The organism is Streptomyces sp. NPDC058671 (assembly GCF_042716475.1).
Lineage (GTDB): Bacteria > Actinomycetota > Actinomycetes > Streptomycetales > Streptomycetaceae > Streptomyces.
In genome coordinates this window covers 116,628-135,037 of sequence record NZ_JBHXSA010000004.1, presented here as the reverse complement: position 1 = coordinate 135,037, position 18,410 = coordinate 116,628, and the positions used below count along the sequence as shown (strand labels likewise).

General features: G+C 72.4%; 15 protein-coding genes. 10 read left to right on the top strand and 5 right to left on the bottom strand.

What is annotated here, in order from left to right; genetic code table 11:
* Positions 1-395 precede the first annotated feature (395 nt).
* From ACFWV2_RS06995 to ACFWV2_RS06980, 4 genes are read left to right on the top strand one after another with little or no spacing between them, the layout of a single operon-like run.
* The gene (locus ACFWV2_RS06995; protein WP_384402842.1) at positions 396-2,099 is read left to right on the top strand and encodes a Tat pathway signal sequence domain protein; all 1,704 of its coding nucleotides are present in this window, start codon (positions 396-398) and stop codon (positions 2,097-2,099) included.
* A gap of 2 nt (positions 2,100-2,101) precedes the next feature.
* A complete protein-coding gene (locus ACFWV2_RS06990; RefSeq protein WP_384402838.1) occupies positions 2,102-3,124 on the top strand; it encodes an ABC transporter permease in 1,023 nt (340 codons plus the stop codon).
* A complete protein-coding gene (locus tag ACFWV2_RS06985) occupies positions 3,121-4,038 on the top strand; it encodes a carbohydrate ABC transporter permease (RefSeq protein ID WP_384402835.1) in 918 nt (305 codons plus the stop codon). Before ACFWV2_RS06990 ends, ACFWV2_RS06985 begins: the two co-directional genes overlap by 4 nt.
* A gap of 35 nt (positions 4,039-4,073) precedes the next feature.
* Positions 4,074-6,359 carry a glycoside hydrolase N-terminal domain-containing protein gene (locus ACFWV2_RS06980; RefSeq protein WP_384402831.1) on the top strand — a complete coding sequence of 762 codons (2,286 nt, stop codon included), beginning with the start codon at positions 4,074-4,076 and terminating at the stop codon, positions 6,357-6,359.
* A 152-nt stretch (positions 6,360-6,511) separates the two neighbouring features.
* Here the strand turns inward: ACFWV2_RS06980 and ACFWV2_RS06975 are convergent, their stop codons facing one another.
* The gene (locus tag ACFWV2_RS06975) at positions 6,512-7,540 is read right to left on the bottom strand and encodes a LacI family DNA-binding transcriptional regulator (RefSeq protein ID WP_384402828.1); all 1,029 of its coding nucleotides are present in this window, start codon (positions 7,538-7,540) and stop codon (positions 6,512-6,514) included.
* 403 nt (positions 7,541-7,943) lie between these two features.
* Between ACFWV2_RS06975 and ACFWV2_RS06970 the strand changes: the two genes are divergently transcribed.
* Complete coding sequence (locus ACFWV2_RS06970) at positions 7,944-8,075, top strand: hypothetical protein (RefSeq protein ID WP_384402825.1); 132 nt, start codon at positions 7,944-7,946, stop codon at positions 8,073-8,075.
* A gap of 59 nt (positions 8,076-8,134) precedes the next feature.
* Here the strand turns inward: ACFWV2_RS06970 and ACFWV2_RS06965 are convergent, their stop codons facing one another.
* Together ACFWV2_RS06965 and ACFWV2_RS06960 are read right to left on the bottom strand one after the other, a co-directional pair.
* Positions 8,135-9,724, bottom strand: coding sequence for an arabinogalactan endo-beta-1,4-galactanase (locus ACFWV2_RS06965; RefSeq protein WP_384402822.1), 1,590 nt, complete (start codon positions 9,722-9,724; stop codon positions 8,135-8,137).
* A gap of 148 nt (positions 9,725-9,872) precedes the next feature.
* Positions 9,873-11,897, bottom strand: coding sequence for a beta-galactosidase (locus ACFWV2_RS06960; RefSeq protein WP_384402819.1), 2,025 nt, complete (start codon positions 11,895-11,897; stop codon positions 9,873-9,875).
* Between the two features lie 204 nt (positions 11,898-12,101).
* Here ACFWV2_RS06960 and ACFWV2_RS06955 point away from each other — a divergent pair, with 204 nt between their 5' ends.
* From ACFWV2_RS06955 to ACFWV2_RS06940, 4 genes are read left to right on the top strand one after another with little or no spacing between them, the layout of a single operon-like run.
* Positions 12,102-13,418: an ABC transporter substrate-binding protein gene (locus tag ACFWV2_RS06955; RefSeq protein WP_384402815.1), complete on the top strand. Its 1,317-nt coding sequence runs from the start codon at positions 12,102-12,104 to the stop codon at positions 13,416-13,418.
* The gene (locus tag ACFWV2_RS06950; protein WP_360787503.1) at positions 13,415-14,338 is read left to right on the top strand and encodes a sugar ABC transporter permease; all 924 of its coding nucleotides are present in this window, start codon (positions 13,415-13,417) and stop codon (positions 14,336-14,338) included. The genes ACFWV2_RS06955 and ACFWV2_RS06950 overlap by 4 nt, the downstream gene beginning before the upstream one ends.
* A gap of 23 nt (positions 14,339-14,361) precedes the next feature.
* On the top strand, positions 14,362-15,240 hold the full coding sequence (locus ACFWV2_RS06945) for a carbohydrate ABC transporter permease (protein WP_384403268.1): 879 nt from the start codon (positions 14,362-14,364) through the stop codon (positions 15,238-15,240).
* Positions 15,241-15,269: 29 nt separating this feature from the next.
* The gene (locus ACFWV2_RS06940) at positions 15,270-16,295 is read left to right on the top strand and encodes a LacI family DNA-binding transcriptional regulator (protein WP_384402811.1); all 1,026 of its coding nucleotides are present in this window, start codon (positions 15,270-15,272) and stop codon (positions 16,293-16,295) included.
* A gap of 140 nt (positions 16,296-16,435) precedes the next feature.
* Here ACFWV2_RS06940 and ACFWV2_RS06935 read toward each other — a convergent pair whose 3' ends face one another.
* Positions 16,436-17,032 carry a DUF1349 domain-containing protein gene (locus ACFWV2_RS06935; RefSeq protein WP_384402808.1) on the bottom strand — a complete coding sequence of 199 codons (597 nt, stop codon included), beginning with the start codon at positions 17,030-17,032 and terminating at the stop codon, positions 16,436-16,438.
* Between the two features lie 337 nt (positions 17,033-17,369).
* Here ACFWV2_RS06935 and ACFWV2_RS06930 point away from each other — a divergent pair, with 337 nt between their 5' ends.
* Positions 17,370-17,849 carry a hypothetical protein gene (locus ACFWV2_RS06930; protein ID WP_384402805.1) on the top strand — a complete coding sequence of 160 codons (480 nt, stop codon included), beginning with the start codon at positions 17,370-17,372 and terminating at the stop codon, positions 17,847-17,849.
* A 22-nt stretch (positions 17,850-17,871) separates the two neighbouring features.
* On the opposite strand, the gene ACFWV2_RS06925 is transcribed toward ACFWV2_RS06930, so the two are convergent.
* Positions 17,872-18,294 (bottom strand): DUF350 domain-containing protein, encoded by a 423-nt coding sequence (locus ACFWV2_RS06925; RefSeq protein WP_384402802.1) that lies wholly within the window; start codon positions 18,292-18,294, stop codon positions 17,872-17,874.
* Positions 18,295-18,410 lie beyond the last annotated feature (116 nt).

The following is an 18,410-nucleotide window of genomic DNA, read 5'->3' as shown; positions in this document are numbered from 1 at the left end:
CGCGGATCCGCGGATCTCAGGTCGGCGGCAACCTCCACGCCCCCGGCGGCGACAGAGACGTAGCCACCCGTCCACGGGTCCACGGTCGCGAAGGAGGTTTCCGTCCCCCCACCAGGACCACGTCGGCTCCTGGCCGGGCAGTCATTTCGAAGCGCTTCGACGGTCATCTCCCCCGCGTCCGGCCGCACTTGGGCGCGGAGATCCGGTGAGTTTCTGCGGAACGACCCTTGCCGCGTCCGTGACGTTCACTTAACCTCGCAGCAATGTCGAAGCGCTTCGACTCCACCGTCGCAGGCGCCCGGGATCCGCCCCGCCCCGCACCACCTCCACCACCGCAGCCGGCCGGCACCTCCACGGGCCGCTGGTCCTGGCGCGTGCCATGAAGGGTTGACGCAATGACGCCGAACGCCGTCTCCACGGGCTCCCGGAGAGCCGCCCCGAGCCGCAGGGGCTTCCTCGCCTCCACCGCCGTCGCCGCCGCGGCGGTGGCCGGCGGCGCACCGCTGCTCACGGCCTGCGGGGGCGGCGGAACGGACGACGGGAAGAAGGACGGCACCACCACCGGCAAGGACGCGGCGAAGCTCCTCCCCGCCTTCGTCCCCAGCGCCGTCGTCGCCCCCGACATCGCGCCGAAGAACGGCTCGGCGGCCGGCTTCACCCGCGCCGTACCGAGCGCCGACCTCAAGGCCTCCGTCGCCGCGAAGCGGGGCAAGGGCGGCGCCGTCACCGTCATGGCCCCCTTCTGGGGACCCCCGCCCGCCCCCGACAACCCGTACTACACGGCCATGAACGAGGCCATCGGCGTCCGGGCGGCCTGGCAGAACCAGGACGGCAACGTCTACGACCAGAAGCTCGGCGCCGTCCTCGCGTCCAGCGAGATCCCCGACGTGGTCGTCGTCCCCAGCTGGAACCTCGGAGGCAAGATCCCGAGCGCGATCGACGCCAAGTTCGAGGACCTCGGCCCGTACCTCTCCGGCGACAAGGTCAAGGCCTACCCCAACCTCGCGGCGATCCCCACCGACGCCTGGCAGCGCTCCCTCTTCGGCGGCAGGCTCCGCGGCCTGCCCATGCCGGCCTCCTCCGTCACCAACATCGCGCCCTTCTACCGCAAGGACCTCTTCGACGCCAAGGGCTGGCAACTCCCCGAGAGCGCGGCGGAGTTCCTCGCGCTCGCCAAGGAGATCACCAGCGCCAGGGCGAAGGTGTGGGCCTGCGGCGACATGACCTGGACCGCGTACAACATGTTCGGCGTGCTGCCCGGCAGCGACAAGGCGCTCGGCTGGCACCTGGTCGACGGCAAGCTGGTCAACCGTATCGAGACCCCCGAGTACCTCGAAGCCCTGGAGTGGACCCGCAAGCTCTACGACGCCGGAGTCGTCCACCCCGACGAGAGGGCCCAGAACCAGGGCGACACCGGCAACCGCTTCACCGCCGGCCAGTGCCTGATCTACAACAACGACCTCTCCCACTGGTACGCCAAGTCCGCCGAACAGGCGGCGCAGAACCCGTCGTTCGCCATGGCCGCGATGGACATCCCGGGTCACGCGGGCGGCCTCCCGAAGCTGTGGGCCACCAACCCCGCCAACATCTGGGCCTTCGTCAGGAAGGGCAGCTCCAAAGCGCTCATCGAGGACGTCCTCGCCATGGCCGACTTCACGGCGGCCCCCTACGGCACCAAGGAGCGGATGCTCACCGACTACGGGGTCGAGGGCGTCCACCACACCGTCAAGGACGGCCTGCCGGTCAAGACCGACAAGGGCAACCAGGAGGTCAGCAGCTCCTGGATGTTCGTCGCCAGCCCCGCCCCCTACATCGCCCACCCCGACACCCCCGACGTCACCCGGGCCATGATCGAGTGGCAGCAGCGCATGGGCGCCGTCACCTCCAAGTCCTCCTTCTACGGCATGACGGTCACCGAACCCTCCCGGTGGACCGGCCTGATGAACGACTTCGAGCAGTTGGAGAAGGACATCGTCCGGGGCCGCAAGAAGATCTCCGACATGCAGCAGGCCGTCTCCGAGTGGAAGACGAAGGGCGGCGACCAGCTGCGCGACTGGTACCGCAAGCTCCTCGACACCAACGGCTCCACGGCGAGCTGACCGTGAGCACGCTCGACACCCACAGGCCGGACCCGGCAGGGCGGGCCGCCGCCGGCCCGCCTCCGCGCGGCGACCGCCGCCGGAGCCGAACGGACGGGCGCGTCCCGCTCGGCAGACGGCTCCGGCGCGACCGGACCCTCCTCCTCATGACCGCCCCCGCCCTCGCGCTCGTCCTGGTCTTCCACTACGTGCCGATCCTCGGGAACGTGGTCGCCTTCCAGGACTACGACCCGTACGTCTCCACCAACGGCGTCACGGCCATGCTGGAGAGCCCCTGGGTCGGACTCGCCCAGTTCGAACGGGTCCTCGCCGACCCCGGGTTCTGGCACGCCGTCGAGAACACCCTCGTCCTGTTCCTCCTCCAGCTGCTGCTCTTCTTCCCGGTGCCCATCGCGCTCGCCCTGCTGGTCAACAGCGTCCTGCGGCCCCGGGTCAGGGCGATCGTCCAGGCCGTCCTGTACCTGCCGCACTTCTTCTCCTGGGTCCTCGTCATCACGGTCTTCCAGCAGATCCTGGGCGGCGCGGGGATCATCGCGCAGACGCTCCGGCAGCACGGCCACGAGGGTTTCGACCTGATGACCGACCCGGCCGTCTTCAAGTTCCTCGTCACCGCCGAGGGCATCTGGAAGGACGCGGGCTGGGGCGTCATCGTCTTCCTCGCCGCACTCGCCGCCGTCAACCAGGACCTGTACGAGGCCGCCGCCATGGACGGCGCGAACCGGTGGCGCCGCATGTGGCACGTCACCCTGCCCGCGCTGCGTCCCGTCATCGCGCTGCTGCTCGTCCTGCGCGTGGGCGACGCCCTGACCGTCGGCTTCGAACAACTGCTGCTCCAGCGCGACGCCGTCGGGCCGGGGGCTGCCGAAGTCCTCGACACCTTCGTGTGGTGGACCGGTCTGCGCAGCCAGGACTTCAGCTACGCGGCCGCGGCCGGACTGGTCAAGGGAGTCGTCGGTCTCGTGCTCGTCCTCTCGGCGAACAAGGCGGCCCACCTCATGGGCGAGCAGGGGGTGTACCGGAAGTGACCCGGAGTCCCAGGTCCCGGTGGGCGGCGCCCACCCGACCCGTGTGGGAGGAACCGCCCGGCAGGGCCGGACTCGCGGCCAAGGGCGCGGTCCTCGTCCTCGCCTGCCTCGCGGTCCTGTTCCCCCTGTGGATCGTGGTCGTCACCAGCCTCTCCTCCAAGAGGACGATCACGGAGACCGGCGGTCTGGTGGTCGTCCCCAGGGACATCACCTTCATCGCCTACCAGGAACTCCTCAGCGGCGGCCAGGTCACCCGCGCCGCCGTCGTCAGCGTCCTCGTCACCCTGACCGGCACGCTCTTCTCCATGGCCGTGTCGATCCTCTGCGCGTACGGACTCTCCCGGCCCGGCTCGCTCGGCCACCGCTTCCTGCTGCTGACCCTGATGGCCACCATGTTCTTCGGCGCCGGCCTCATCCCCACGTACCTCCTGGTGCAGACCCTCGGTCTGACCGACACCTACCTCGCGCTGATCCTCCCGAGCGCCGTCAGCGTCTTCAACATCCTCGTGCTGCGCGGCTTCTTCATGGGCGTCTCGCCCGAACTCGTCGACAGCGCCCGTATCGACGGTGCGGGAGACCTGCGGATCCTCTGGCAGATCGTGATGCCGCTGTCCCGGGCGGTCATCGCCGTCATCACCCTCTTCTACGCGGTCGGCTACTGGAGCGCCTGGTTCAACGCCTCCATCTACCTCAGCGACCAGAACATGATGCCGCTGCAGAACGTCCTCATCCAGCTCGTCCAGAAGCAGGAGATCCCCGTCGGTCTCGGCCAGGCCGTCAAGGCGGGAGACCTCTCCGGGCTCGCGGTCCAGATGGCGGTCATGGTCCTCGCGCTGCTCCCCGTCGCCGTCCTCTCGCCCTTCGTCCAGAAGCACTTCAGGAAGGGCATGCTCACCGGCGCCGTGAAGGGCTGACCCACCCGAAGTCCCCCTCGCCCACGGAGAGCCGGATGCCGATCCCCGATGACGTGACCCCGCCCCGCACGTACGCGACCGCTTCCGCCACCGGTCACGGCGGCGGGGGAACGTCCGTCGTGCACGGCACCTGGGAACCCGCGCCCGCCTCCCGCTGGGAGGACGCCTTCCTCACCGGCAACGGCCGCCACGGCGCGCTGGTCCACGGCGACCCCGAGGACGACCGGGTGATCGTCACCCACCACACCCTCGTACGGCCGAACAACCCGCCCGCCGCCACCGCGCCGCCCCGGCTCGCCGCCGCGCTCCCCGCCCTCCAGGACGCCCTGCTCGCGGGGGATCCGACAGCGGCCGCAGCGTTCACGGACGGGCGACCCCTGCGCTGGGTGCGGCCCTTCCACCCCGGTTTCCTGACCCGGGTCCGGCGACCGCCCGACATCCCCGCCCTCCCCGTACGCCGCTCCGTGGACTTCACCACCGGGGTCGTCTCCTGCCTCCGCGGGGAGCGGCGGAGCGAGGTCTTCGTCTCCCGCGCCGACGACGTCCTCGTCCAGTACGTCACCTCGCCCGGGCCCGTCGTGGAGATCGAGCTCGACCACCGGCTGCCCGGCGTCCCCGCCGACCTGGAGGCGGGGCGCGGCGTCGCCACCGCCCGCGGGGAGACCGTCCTCACCCTGCGGGTCCGCTACCCCGGCAGCGCACTCGGCTACACCGGCCTCACCCTCCTGCTCACCGACGGCGGACGCACCACCGTCACGGCCTCCGGCCTCCGCGTCGAGGGCGCCGGACGGCTGCTGCTCCTCACCCGGGTACGAAGCCACACCGGGGACCCCGACACGACCGGAGGGACGGAAGCCCTGCGGGCGCTGGCCGGCGGAGGACCGCCCGTCGACCCCGAGGCGCTGCACGCCCGGCTGCTCGCCCGCCACACCGCCCTGCACGGCACCGCCTACCGGCGTGTCACCCTCGACCTCGGCGCGGACGAGGCCGACCGGGCCCTGCCGGGTTCGGCCCTCCTCCGTCGCCCCGACAGCCCCGCCCTCCTGGAACGCCTCTTCGCCGCGGGCCGCTACCACCTGCTCTCCTCCTCCGGTACGCACCCGCCCCGGCTCACGGGCCTCTGGACGGGGGAGTGGGAGACGGCCTGGTCCGGGGCGTTCACCACCGACGCCAACCTCAACCTCCAGACCGCGTCCGCCGTCGTCGCCGACCTCCCCGAGGTGACGGAGGCCCACGCGGCCCTGCTCCACCGGCAGGTGGAGGACTGGCGGGACAACGCCCGCGCGATCTTCGGGACCCGTGGCATCGTCGCCCCCTCCCACACCGACGGCATCTCGGGGCACTCGTACCACTTCAGCCGCGACTACCCGCTCCACCTGTGGACGGCGGGCGCCGACTGGCTCCTCAAACCGCTCCTCGACGACGAGGAGGCACACGGACGGCGAGACCCCAGGACCTCGCTCCTCCTCCGCGAACTCGCCCTCTTCTACGAGGACTTCCTCACCCGGACCGGCCCCGACGGGCGGATCGCCGTCGTCCCCTCCTACTCCCCGGAGAACCGGCCGCGCGGATGGAGCGGGGGCGCGGCCGTGAACGCCACCATGGACGTCGCCGCCGCCCGGCACGCCCTGCGCGCCGCCGCCGAGCGGGCGTCGGCCCCGGACGCCACCCGTCTGCGGGCGCTCGCCGCCCGGCTCCCGGAGTACCGGGTCAACGGCGACGGAGCGCTCGCCGAATGGGCCTGGGCCGGACTCGACGACCGCTACGACCACCGGCACCTCAGCCACCTCTACCCCGTCTGGCCGCTGGACGAGATCAACCCGTACGACACCCCCGCCCTCGCCGGGGCCGCCCTGCGCGCCCTCGAACTCCGGGGCCCCGAGAACGACTCGGCCCACGGACACCTCCACCACGGCCTGGTCGCGGCCCGGTTGGGGGACGCGGGCCGTACGGGCGCCGCACTCGCGCGCGTGCTCACCGGCGACTACTTCCACGACTCCCTGATGAGCGCGCACTACCCGGCCCGTGACGTCTACAACGCCGACGCCGCGCACACCCTGCCCGCACTCCTCATCGAGGCCCTCGTCCAGTCCACGCCCGGGCGGCTCGTCCTGCTGCCCGCGCCGCCGGACCGGTGCCCGCGCGGGCGACTGACGGGCGTACGGACCCGGTTCGGCGCCCGCCTGGACCTCACGTGGTCACCAGGGGCGTACCGGGCGGTCCTCCACCCCGACCGGGACGCGGAGATCGACCTCAGGACCCCGAGGGGGACGAGCCGCCTGGTCCTGCACGCGGGCGAGGAGCGGACCGTCGACTCCTGAGGGCGCGTCTCGCGGGGGTGGGGGGCGTGGGGCCGGCGTCTCGTGGCGGTGGGGGTGGGGGACCCGGGTCTCGTGGGGGTGCAGGGCCCGTCTCGCGGGGGTGCGGCGCGCGCGGGTTCCCCCTACCCGCGTGGGGCGTCCGGCGCGGGCCGTCAGTCCCCGCCGGCGCGCGGTGCCGGGCCCGAGCTGGCCCGTACCGTCAGTGCGGGAGTCAGGAGTTCGACTCCGACGGCGCCCTCCCCCTCCGGCCGGGTCAGGCGCCCGACGAGCCGCTCCACCGCCCTGCGGCCCAGCTCCTGCGCCGGGATCGGCACCGAGCTCACGGCCACCGAGGCCTGGGCGGCGATCTGGTCGGCGCACACCGCGACCACCGACACGTCCTCCGGTACGGCCCTGCCCGTCCGCCGCAGCAGCGCGAGCAGCGGCTCGACGGCCGTCTCGTTCTGCACGACGAAGGCACTGGTCGCCGGCCGCTCGTCGAGGATCCGGGCGAGCACCGCCGCCACGGCGTCGTGACCGCCCTCGCACGGCCGGTGGAGCAGGCGGACCCCGAGTCCGGCCGCCCGGTCGCGCAGCCCGCGCAGGGTCCGCTCGGCGAAGCCGGTGTGCCGCGCGTAGACACCGGGGGACTCGCCTATCACTGCGATCTCCCGATGTCCGAGACCGGCCAGATGCTCCACGCACAGCGCCCCGGCCGCCGCGAAGTCCAGGTCGACGCAGTTGAGCCCCGCGGGATCCGCGGGCATGCCGACGAGGACGGCCGGCGGGCCCTCCGCGCGCAGCACCGGCAGCCGCTCGTCGTCGAGTTGCACGTCCATGAGGATCACCGCCTCGGCGAGCCCGCTGCCGGTGACCCGGCGCAGCGCCGACGGGCCCTCCTCCCCGGTGAGGAGCAGGACGTCGTAGCCGTGGGCGCGGGCGGCGGTGGCGACGGCGACCGCGATCTCCAGCATCACCGGAACGTACATGTCGGTGCGCAGCGGCACCATGAGCGCGATGATCCGTGACCGGCTGCTGGCGAGCGCGCGGGCGCCGGCGTGGGGCTGGTAGCCGAGCCGGTCGATACTGTCCCGCACCCGCTGCCGGGTGTCCTCCGAGATGGGTCGCTTGCCGCTGAGGACGTAGCTCACGGTGCTGGCCGACACCCCGGCGTGCCGGGCGACCTCGGCAAGCGTGACCATCCGTTCTCCCCGCGGGCCGTGACTGTGGTGAATCGCTTCGACGAAGATCTGCCGCGCCGTCGGAGGATCACGGTCGAACGATCACGTCGGCAGCTCAGCGAGACCGTAACGCGGCCGGGTGGACGTGTCCAGAGAACGAGCAGAGGAAGATCGAAGCGCTTCGACGCAGAGGAGGCCCTGACGGGGTCGCGGACCCGGGGGCGCGGACCGCGGGCGGCGCGGACCGAGGGCGCGAACCGGGGACCGCCCAGGCTCCGGACGCTCCCCTCAGGCCTCCGCGGCTGCGGACCCGGCACGCCGGCCGTCCCGCCGCTCCCGGGGCCGGCGCATCCGGCCGATCGGGCCCTCCGACCTCCTCGGCCACCCGGTCGACCCCTCGGTCTTCCGGTACGAGGACGGGCACGTGGCCCTGCCCACCGGACCGGGCCTGGGCATCGAGGTCGACGCGAAGGCGGTCGAGCGGACGGCCGAGGCCGGGCACCGCTGGCGCAACCCGGCCTGGCGCCGGGACGACGGCTCGCCGGCCGAGTGGTAGGGGGGAAGCCGGAGGGGGCGGGCCCGGACACGAGCCCGCCCCCTCCTCCTGGTGTGCGGTCAGCGGTGGGCGAACCGGCCCGCCGCCGGCAGCAGCCTGCTGTCGTAGTCGAACAGGGCCTGGTTCTCCCAGCCGTTGCCGGAGGAGGGGTCGGCGGGGTCCCAGCCGTTGCCGTCGACGGCGGTCCAGGCCGGCTCCCAGTAGACGACTCCGAGGCCACGGCCGTTCGGGACGGCCTCGACGACGTTCATGACGTCCCGCAGCCAGGCCGACTGCCCGGCCGGGCTCGCCGGATAGCCGGGGACCAGCTCCGACGGCAGGTCGATGATGTTCTCGTGCGTGTCCTCGCTGTCGAGGCGGAACGGGTACGCGGTCTCCACGACGAGGACCTTCTTGCCGTAACGGGCCGAGATGTCGTCGAGGTTGGTCTGGAGCGAGGAGAGGGCGCCGTGCCAGTAGCCGTAGAAGGACAGCCCGATCACGTCGTAGTTCACGCCCCGCGCCTTCGCGTTGTCGAACCACGTCCGGTACAGGGCGTTGTCGCCGCCGTGCGCGAGGTGCAGGGCGATCTGCGTGCCGGAGGAGACCGCCTTGGCGGCCGAGATCCCCGAGTCGAGCAGCCCCGCGAGCTGTGACCAGTTGCTCGTCGAACCCTCGGGCCACAGCATGCCGGTGTTGATCTCGTTGCCGATCTGCACCATGTCGGCCGTGGTGCCCTGCGCCTTCAGGGCGTTGAGGACGTCGTACGTGTGCTGGTACACGTCCGTCCTCAGCTGTGCGTACGAGTGGCCCTGCCAGGCGGCGGGCTTGGTCTGGGCGCCCGGGTCGGCCCAGATGTCGGAGTAGTGGAAGTCGACGAGCAGCTTCATGCCCTGGGCCTTGACGCGCTGGGCGGTGGCGAGGACGCGGGCTTTGTCGTTGTAGCCGTCGGCGGGGTTCACCCACACCTTGAGACGTCCGTAGTTCGCGCCCGCGTTCCGCAGGATCGCGACCGGGTCTCCGGCGGCGCCCGCGCTCGTCCGGTAGACGCCGCCCAGGTCCTGGCTCTTCTTGAGCGTGGACAGGTCGACGCCCTTCACGGTGAGCCCGGTCGACCCCGGGGTGAAGGCGAGATCGTCGACGTTGAGCCAATGACCCGCTCCGGCGTCCGAGTTGATGCTGACCGTGCAGGCGCCGCCGGTCACCTCGACGGAGGTGACGAGCCGTATCCAGGCACCGTTCGAGGTCACCGGGAGGTCGGTGCGCCGCTCGGCGGAGCCGCAGCCGCGCAGGGCCAGGTAGGCCGCGTTCTGGCCGCCGCCCGAGCGCACCCAGGCGCTCAGCGTGTACGTGCCGTCGGTGAGCCCGGAGAGGTACTGGTACGTCTCCACCTTGTACGCGGACGCCGACCAGTGGCTGAGGCGGTGCCCGCCGCCGCGGCCCCCGGCCTCGGTGAAAGAGGCCGCGTGCTGCCCGGCGGCCGAGTAGGTGGACCAGCCGGCCGGGGTGGCGGTCCCGGTGGCGCCGGCCTCGAACCCGGCGTTGGTGAGGGTGGCGGCGGCATCGGCTCGCGGGGCAGCGGGCAACGGCGCCAGGAGGAGGGCGCCGAGCGCGGCGGCGACGGCAGAGGCGCGCAGCCGGAAGCGGCGTCTGCGGGGGGCGGGGTGCATGGTCGAGTCCCTTCGACGGTGGCGGACGGGAGGTGTCGTGCGGTGGTTCCTCGTGGGGCACGGCTCGCCCGGGGGCGGGGCGGCGGGCGCCGCCGTCCCCGGGGAGAACGGGGGCCCCGGCGACCGGCCGGGGTAGGGGGCGGTGCGGTCAGGCGTCCAGGCGTACGACCCTGACGGCGCCGGCCGGGACGGTGAGCGTGCCGACCGCCGGAGTCCCGCCGGTGAGGAGTTCGGTCCCGGCGCCGTCCAGCGGCACCTCCGCGTCCTCGCCGGTGTGGTTCAGGACGAAGACGTACGTCCCGCCTTCCCCGGCGCGCCGCACCACCTCCACGTCTCGCGGGAGCGCGGTGCGCGGGGCGACTCCGGCGTCCTCGCAGGCGGCGGCGACGATCGCGTCGAGCGCGGCCGCGTCCAGCCGGGTGGAGACGTACCAGGCGGTGCCCCGGCCGAGCCGGTGCCGGGTGACGGCGGGCCCGCCGGCGGCGGGCCCGTCCGCGTACGTCCAGACGGTCTCGGCGCCGCACGGCCGGACGAACTCCGTCCACACGTCGCCGGTGAGGGTGGCACCGTCCGGCCCCGCGATCCGTACGCGCTGGTCGTCGAGGAGCGGCGACCACTCCTCCACGGTCACGCCGAGGACGTCCCGCAGCGCGCCGGGGTAGGACCCGGGGTGCACGGCGTCGTGCTCGTCGACGATCCCGGAGAAGTACGAGACGACGAGGGTGCCGCCGTTCTCGACGTAGGCGCGGAGGTTCTGCCCGGAGGCCTCGGTGGTGAGGTAGAGCGCGGGGACGACGACCAGGGGGTAGGCCGAGAGGTCGGACTCGGGGTGGGCGAAGTCGACGGTGAGGTGCCGGTCGTAGAGGGCCTCGTAGAAGCTGTCGGCGCGCTCGCGGGCGTCGTGGGCCTCGTTGGGGCGCCACTCCAGGCCCTGCGCCCACCAGGAGTGCCAGTCCCAGAGCACGGCGACGTCGGGGACGGTCCGGGTGCCGCGTACCCCGCTGAGCGCGTCCAGGCCGGCGCCGAGGGCGACGACCTCGCGCCAGATCCGGGTGTCGGTGCCGCCGTGCGGGAGCATCGCGGAGTGGAACTTCTCGGCACCGCGCCGGGACTGCCGCCACTGGAAGAACAGGGCGCCGTCGGAGCCGCGGGCGACGTGCGCGAGCGAGTTGCGGGCCATCTCGCCGGGGCGCTTGGCCGGGTTGCGCGGCTGCCAGTTCACCCCGGACGTCGAGTGCTCGAGGAGCAGCCAGGGCGCGCCGCCGGCGACGGAGCGGGTGAGGTCGGCGGCCATGGCGAGGTTGACGTGGGTGCGGCGTCCGTCGGTGATGAGGTAGTGGTCGTTGGTGACGAGGTCGACCTCGCGGCCCCAGGCCCAGTAGTCGAGGGAGTCGCACTGGCTGAGGGCGGTCATGAAGTTGGTGGTGACGGGGATGCCGGGCGCCAGCTCGTGGAGGATGTCCCGTTCCGCCAGGAAGTTCTCGCGGAGGGTGGTGTCGGTGAAGCGGCGGTAGTCGAGGCGTTGCGCCGGGTTGCCGACGGTGGGCGTGAGCCGGGGCGGGTCGATCTCCTCGTACGAGCCGTACCGCTGCCCCCAGAAGGCGGTGCCCCAGGCCTCGTTCACGGCCTCCACGGAGCCGTACGTCCCGTGGAGCCAGCGGCGGAAGTGGGCGGCGCAGCTGTCGCAGTAGCAGGCGCTGACGGGGACGCCGTACTCGTTGTGGACGTGCCAGAGCGCGAGCGCGGGGTGGTCGCCGTAGCGGCGGGCCAGTGCGGTGGTGATGCCGGCGGCGGCCGTGCGGTAGGCGGCGGAGCTGTGGCAGATCGCTCCGCGTGAGCCGTACGAGTACCGGATTCCCTCGGCGGTGACGGGCAGGGCCTCCGGGTGGGCGCGGTAGAACCAGGCGGGTGGTGCCACGGTAGGGGTGCCGAGGTCGACCCGCACGCCGTGCTCGTGGAGCAGGTCGAGCAGCCGGTCGAGCCAGCCGAAGTCGTAGCGGCCCGGCTCCGGTTCGAGGAGGGCCCAGGAGAAGATCCCGACGCTCACCATGGTGACGCCGGCCTCCCGCATGAGCCGGACGTCCTCCCACCAGACGCTCTCCGGCCACTGCTCGGGGTTGTAGTCCCCGCCGAACGCGAGCCGGTGCAGGCCCTTGGGCGTGGGCTGCGTCATGAGTCTCTCCTGAAACCTCGATCGATGAAAGCCGTGTTAACTGGGAACGTGCACACACTCGATGACGAGCGGGCAACGCAACATAACCGCACACGAACAACCATTGACAAGTGTCCGGAACATTTCTCTACTGTGAACGCTCACAGATGCATGGCCGGCCTCACCCTCCCTGGATGAGGCCCCTTTCGGTCAGGGAGAATCCCCATGCCCCACCTCACGCGCCGCGGCCTCGCCGCCGCCACCGCCGTCCTCGTCGGCGCCACCACGCTCACCGCCTGCGGGTCCGGCTCCGGCTCCGACGGCGGGGCGGGCGCCGGATCCGGCCCCGTCGAGCTCACCTACTGGGCCTGGGCGCCCGGCATGGACAAGGTCGCCGCCCTGTGGAACGCCGAACACCCCGACATCCGGGTCACGGTGCAGAAGCAGGCCTCCGGCGACGACCTGGTCACCAAGATCATCACAGCGGCCAAGGCCCACAAGGGCCCCGACCTGGTGCAGGCCGAGTACCAGGCGCTGCCGACCCTCGTCAGCAACGACGCCCTCGCCGACATAGCGAAGGAGACCCAGGACGCGAAGGACGACTTCGCCCCCGGCGTCTGGCAGCAGACCACCTTCGGCGGCGACGCCGTCTACGCGCTGCCGCAGGACTCCGGGCCGATGATGTTCTTCTACCGCCAGGACCTCTTCCAGCAGTACGGCCTCTCCGTCCCCACCACCTGGGACGAGTTCGCCACCACCGCGAGGGAGCTGCGGAAGAAGGCCCCCGGCAAGGCGCTCACCACGTTCTCCGCCAACGACGCCGGCCAGTTCGCCGGCCTCGCCCAGCAGGCCGGCGCCAAGTGGTGGACCTTCGAGGGCGACACCTGGAAGGTCGGCATCGACGACGCCGCCACCCGCAAGGTCAGCGACTTCTGGGGCGGCCTGGTCGCCGAAGGCGCCGTCGACAACCAGCCGATGTACACCCCCGCCTGGAACAAGGCCCTCAACACCGGCAAGCAGATCGGCTGGGTCAGCGCCGTCTGGGCCCCCGGCGTCCTGACCACCGCCGCCCCCGACACCAAGGGCAAGTGGGCCATGGCGCCCCTCCCGCAGTGGACCAAGGGCGATTCCGTCACCGGCAGTTGGGGCGGCTCCTCCACCGCCGTCACCGCGGACTCGAAGCACAAGGAGGCCGCCGCCCGGTTCGCCGTCTGGCTGAACACCGACCCGAAGGCCCTCGCCGCCCTCGTCAAGGAGAGCGGCATCTACCCGGCGGCCACCGCCGCCCAGACCAGCGGCGCCCTCGCCAAGGCCCCCGACCACTTCCCCCAGCAGCCCGACTTCTACGCCCGCGCCGCCGAGATCGCGAAGACCACCGCGCCGGCCGCCTGGGGCCCCAACGTGAACGTCGCCTACTCCGCCTTCAAGGACGGCTACGGCAAGGCCGCCAAGGCCAGGTCGGGCTTCGGCGAGGCGCTCACCGCGATGCGGGACGCCACCGTCGCCGACCTGGAGAAGCAGGGCTTCGAGGTCGCTCGGTGACCACCGCACGCCGGACGCCGTACGGGGTGAAGGCCGCCCCGTACGGCTTCCTCCTCCCCGCCGTCGTCCTCTTCGCCCTCTTCTTCGCCCTGCCCATCGGCTACGCCCTCTGGCTCAGCCTCCACAAGGTCCAGGTGAAGGGCCTCGGCCTCGGCAAGGGCGCCCGCTCCGAGGTGTGGGCCGGAATCGAGAACTACACGGACGCCCTCACCGACCCCGAACTCGGCCACGGAGCCCTCCGCGTCCTCGGCTACGGAGCGATCGTCGTCCCCGTCATGCTGGGCCTCGCCCTGCTCTTCGCCCTGCTCCTGGACACCGAACGGGTCCGCGCCCGCTCCTTCGCCCGACTCGCGATCTTCCTCCCGTACGCCATTCCCGGCGTCGTCGCCGCGCTCCTGTGGGGCTTCCTCTACCTGCCCGACGTCAGCCCCTTCCATCACCTGCTCGACCGGGCCGGCCTGCCCCGCCCCGACCTCCTCGACGGCGGCATGCTCATGGGCGCCATGGCCAACATCGCCGTCTGGGGCGGCACCGGCTTCAACATGATCGTCATCTACACCTCGCTGCGCTCCATCCCCACCGAGGTGTACGAGGCGGCCGAGCTCGACGGCGCCACCCCGCTCCAGATCGCACTCCGCATCAAGATCCCGATGGTGGCCCCCTCCCTGGTGCTCACCTTCTTCTTCTCGATCATCGCGACCCTCCAGGTCTTCGCCGAGCCCACCACGCTCAAGCCGCTCACCAACGGCATCTCCACCACCTGGAGCCCCCTGATGAAGGTGTACAGCGACGCCTTCGTCGCCGGGAACGTCCACAGTGCGTCGGCCACCGCCGTCGTCCTCGCCCTCGCCACGTTCCTGCTCTCCTTCGGCCTGCTCAGGCTCACCACCACCCGCACGAAGCAAGGAGGGAGCCGGTGAGCACGCTCGACACCACCGCCCCGATCCGCACGTCCGCCCCCGCCGCCGGCACCACCCCCGGCCCCCCGCGCCCCCGCCGCACCGCCGTCCTGCCCACGGCGGCCCTGCTGCTCGGCGCCGCCTACTGCCTGCTCCCCGTCGCCTGGGTCGTGGTCGCCTCCACCAAGTCCGGCACCGAACTCTTCTCCACCTTCACCTTCCTCCCCGGCAGCGGATTCGCCGACAACCTCGCCGACCTCGACGCCTACCGGGACGGCGTCTACTGGAAGTGGATGGGCAACTCGCTGTTCTACGCGGGCCTCGGCGCGATCCTCTCCACCATGGTCTCGGCCGTCTCCGGCTACGCCCTCGCGATGTACCGCTTCCGCGGCCGGGAGACCGTCTTCAACGTCCTGCTCACCGGCGTCCTGATGCCCCCGGTCATCCTCGCCGTCCCGCAGTACCTGCTCATGGCGAAAGTCGACCTGACGGACAGTCATCTCTCCGTCCTGCTGCCGCTGATCCTCTCCCCGTACGGCGTCTACCTCGGCCGCGTCTATGCCGGCGCCGCCGTCCCCGCGGAGCTGGTGGAGGCCGGCCGGATGGACGGCGCGGGGGAGTGGCGGATCTTCCTCAGGATCGCCGTCCCGATGATGGGCCCCGGCCTGGTGACGATCTTCCTCTTCCAGTTCGTCGCCATCTGGAACAACTTCCTCCTGCCGTACATCATGCTCAGCGACGACGAGAAGTTCCCGATGACCGTCGGCCTCTTCACCCTGCTCGCCCAGGGCTCCAACACGCCCGCCCTCTACACCCTGGTGATCACCGGCGCGCTCCTCGCGATCGTCCCGCTCATCGCCCTGTTCCTGGTCATCCAGCGCTTCTGGAGCCTCGACCTGCTCTCCGGCGCCGTAAAGTCCTGAGCACAGGGGATCGAGGGGAAACACAGAGCATGAGCGCAGCAGCGAGCAGGCGCCGACCGGCGACCATCCACGACGTGGCCCGCGAGGCCGGGGTCTCGCGCGGCACCGTCTCCCGGGTCCTCAACGGCGGCCACTACGTCAGCCCGACGGCGAAGGCCGCCGTCGACGCCGCCATCCGCAGAACGGGCTACGTCGTCAACCGGCACGCCCGCTCGCTGATCACCGGCAGGTCGGACTCCGTCGCCTTCCTCCTCACCGAGCCGCAGGAGCGCTTCTTCGAGGACCCCAACTTCAACGTGCTGCTCCGCGCCTGCACCCAGGCGCTCGCCGCCCAGGACATCCCGCTGCTCCTGATGATCGCGGGCACCGAGGACGAGCGCCGCCGCAACCTCCGCTACATCGAGGCCGGCCACGTCGACGGCGTCCTCCTCGTCTCCAGCCACTCCGGCGACCCCGTGGTGGCCCGGCTGCACGAGGCCGGCGTCCCCGTCGTCGCCTGCGGCAAGCCGCTCGGTCAGACCGCCAAGATCGGGTACGTCGCCGCGGACGACCGCGACGGCGCCCGCGACATGGTCCGCCACCTGTACGCCTCCGGGCGGCGCCGGATCGCCACCGTCACCGGACCGCTCGACACCCCCGGCGGGGTGGAACGCCTCGCCGGCTACCGCGAGACGCTCGCCGAGTGCGGGCTGCCCGTCGACGAGACGCTGATCGCCGCCGGCGACTACAGCCGGGCCAGCGGCGAGGACGCGGCCCGCGCCCTCCTGGAACGGGCCCCGGACGTCGACGCCGTGTTCGTCGCCTCCGACCTGATGGCCCAGGGAGTCCTCGACGCGCTCGCCCGCGCCGACCGCAAGGTGCCCGAGGACATCGCCGTGGGCGGCTTCGACGACTCCCCGGCCGCCCTGTCCTCGCGGCCCTCGCTCACCACGATCCGCCAGCCCTGGGACCGGATCAGTTCCGAGATGGTACGGATGCTGCTGGCCCGGATCGCGGGCGAGGAACCGTCGGCGGTGATCCTGCCGACGGAACTCGTCCACCGGGAATCGGCGTAGGCGCAGGGCGGCGCCTGCTCGACGGTGGGCGAGCGGGCGGCGCCCACCCGCACGAACACGTGCCGCTCCTCACGGAACCGGTCGTCCGTCACTGGAGGTCGACCGGGCGCTGACGCCCGTACGCACGCGTCCGCCGACGGTCACCGACCGTCGAAGAGGTGCGCGAGCGTCGTCGGGGCGAGACGGAACGCGTCGAAGTCGACGCGGCAGCCCTCGCCGACGGGCGACTGCGCCACGACGCCCACCCGTGCGGCACCGTCGCCGCCCAGGGCGAACTGCCGTACCAGGCGCCAGATCGCGCCGTCGTCCGATACGTGGAAGGCGTAGCCCTCCCCGGTCCGGCTGATGCGCAGCCACAGTGCGTCCGCCGCGACCGGGCCCGCCAGCGCGTCGTCGGACCGGCCGCGGGTCACGACCGAGTAGACGCTCGGAGCTCCGTCGTGCGCCTGCTCGAAGGTGAGCTTGGCCCAGTGGTCGTCGTCCGCCCACACGACGAGCGCGCCCGCGTCCCAGGCGGACCGGAAGTCGACCCGGAGCCGGGCCGAGAGCTGCCAGTCGCCCTCCGGCGGAACGGTCAGGGCCACGGCGGCGTCGCGGCGGGCGCCACCGCCGATCGGGTCGGTGAAGACGTCCGTGTGCGGGGCGGCCGTGACCGAGAGGACGCCTGCGGCGAGGGACCACGCCTTGGGCGCGGTCACCCAGGCCATGGCGAGCGGGAGCGGGATGTCATCGTTCATACGGCCATGATCGCGAGCCGGCCGACCGCCCGCCACGGGGTCGGAAGAGGATCCACGAACCGGCACGAAAGTCCAAGCCGACGACCTCCGCCCGCCAGGACCAGGCCCCTGGGCGGGCGTCGCCACATGCCCGACGCCCGCCCGTTCCCGCGGATGGACAGGCTGCCGCGCTAGGGGCACCTGTCAGAGGCCGGGGACCGACGCTCGTCCGGCAGCCGGTCCCGTCTCCTCGCCCATGCGTACCGATGTCAGTGGGTGCCCCTACGGTTTTCACCATGACGACGACGACCAGGCCGAGGCGGCCGCAGGATGTCACCGCCGCCGGACGGCGGCTGCGATGACGGCGGGGCCGGGGGCCGGTGGCGCCTTCGAGGCGGCCACCGGCGACGGACCGCCGCTGCCCCCTGCCGATGCCGAGCAGCGGTCCCGGGAGATACGGGCCGCTGTCGACGGGCTGCTTCAGATCAGACGGCTCACCCGGGGCCGGGGCGGGGACCCGAGGACGGCGCCCGCCGACTGGGAGCGCCGGCAGCCCGTTCGTGCCGTGGCCCTCGCCCTGGAGTCCGGAGGACTCGTGGCCTCGGCCGTGGACGCCTCGGGAGTGCGGGTCACCACCGGATACCGGGTCCGCGCGGGGGACCGGTCCGGCACGGCGGTGGTGGAGTGGCTGGGCCCGTCGGGTTCGGGCGCCGCGCGGGAGGAGGAGGCGGCGCTCGGCGCGTGTGTGCCGGCCCTGGCGCGGCTCGGCTGGGAGGCCCTCCTCTACAAGGGCCCGCGCGGGCGCCGCTTCCTGGAGGTGGAGCCCATCCGAGGGTGAACCGGGGGCAAGGAGCCGGGTGTCAGGCGATCGAGGCGGAGACGATCGCCGAGACCGCGAGGTTGCAGGAGGCGGTCACCCAGACCGCCGGGTGCGGCTGCGGGTCGACCAGTGTGGCGCCCAGCTTCCCCGGCGTGACCAGGTCCACGACCAGGAACGCCACGGCCATCATCACCAGGCCGAGGAGCCCGAAGGCGGCCGTCGAGACGAGGCCCTTGCCGAAGTCGTCGTACGTCGTCCAGATCGAGGTGAAGACGATGCCGCCGATGCCGAGGAGCGCCGAACTCAGCAGCGTCGCCGCGTTGCGGTTGCGCTCCTCCCAGATCTGGCGCCCGAGCTTCCCGGGGGTCAGCAGGTCCACGAGCACGATGCCGAGGATCAGCAGGACCACGCCGAGGGCGCCGTAGGCGCCGGCCCGGCCGAGGCCGTTGACGATGTCGCTCATGGGGTGCCGGCTCCGCAAGGTCGCGATCACGGGGGATCGGTGGTCTAGGACCGGCAAAATGTAGCGCACGCGTCAACAGTGTCCGCCGCCCGCCCGGGAATCGGGCGGACGGCGGG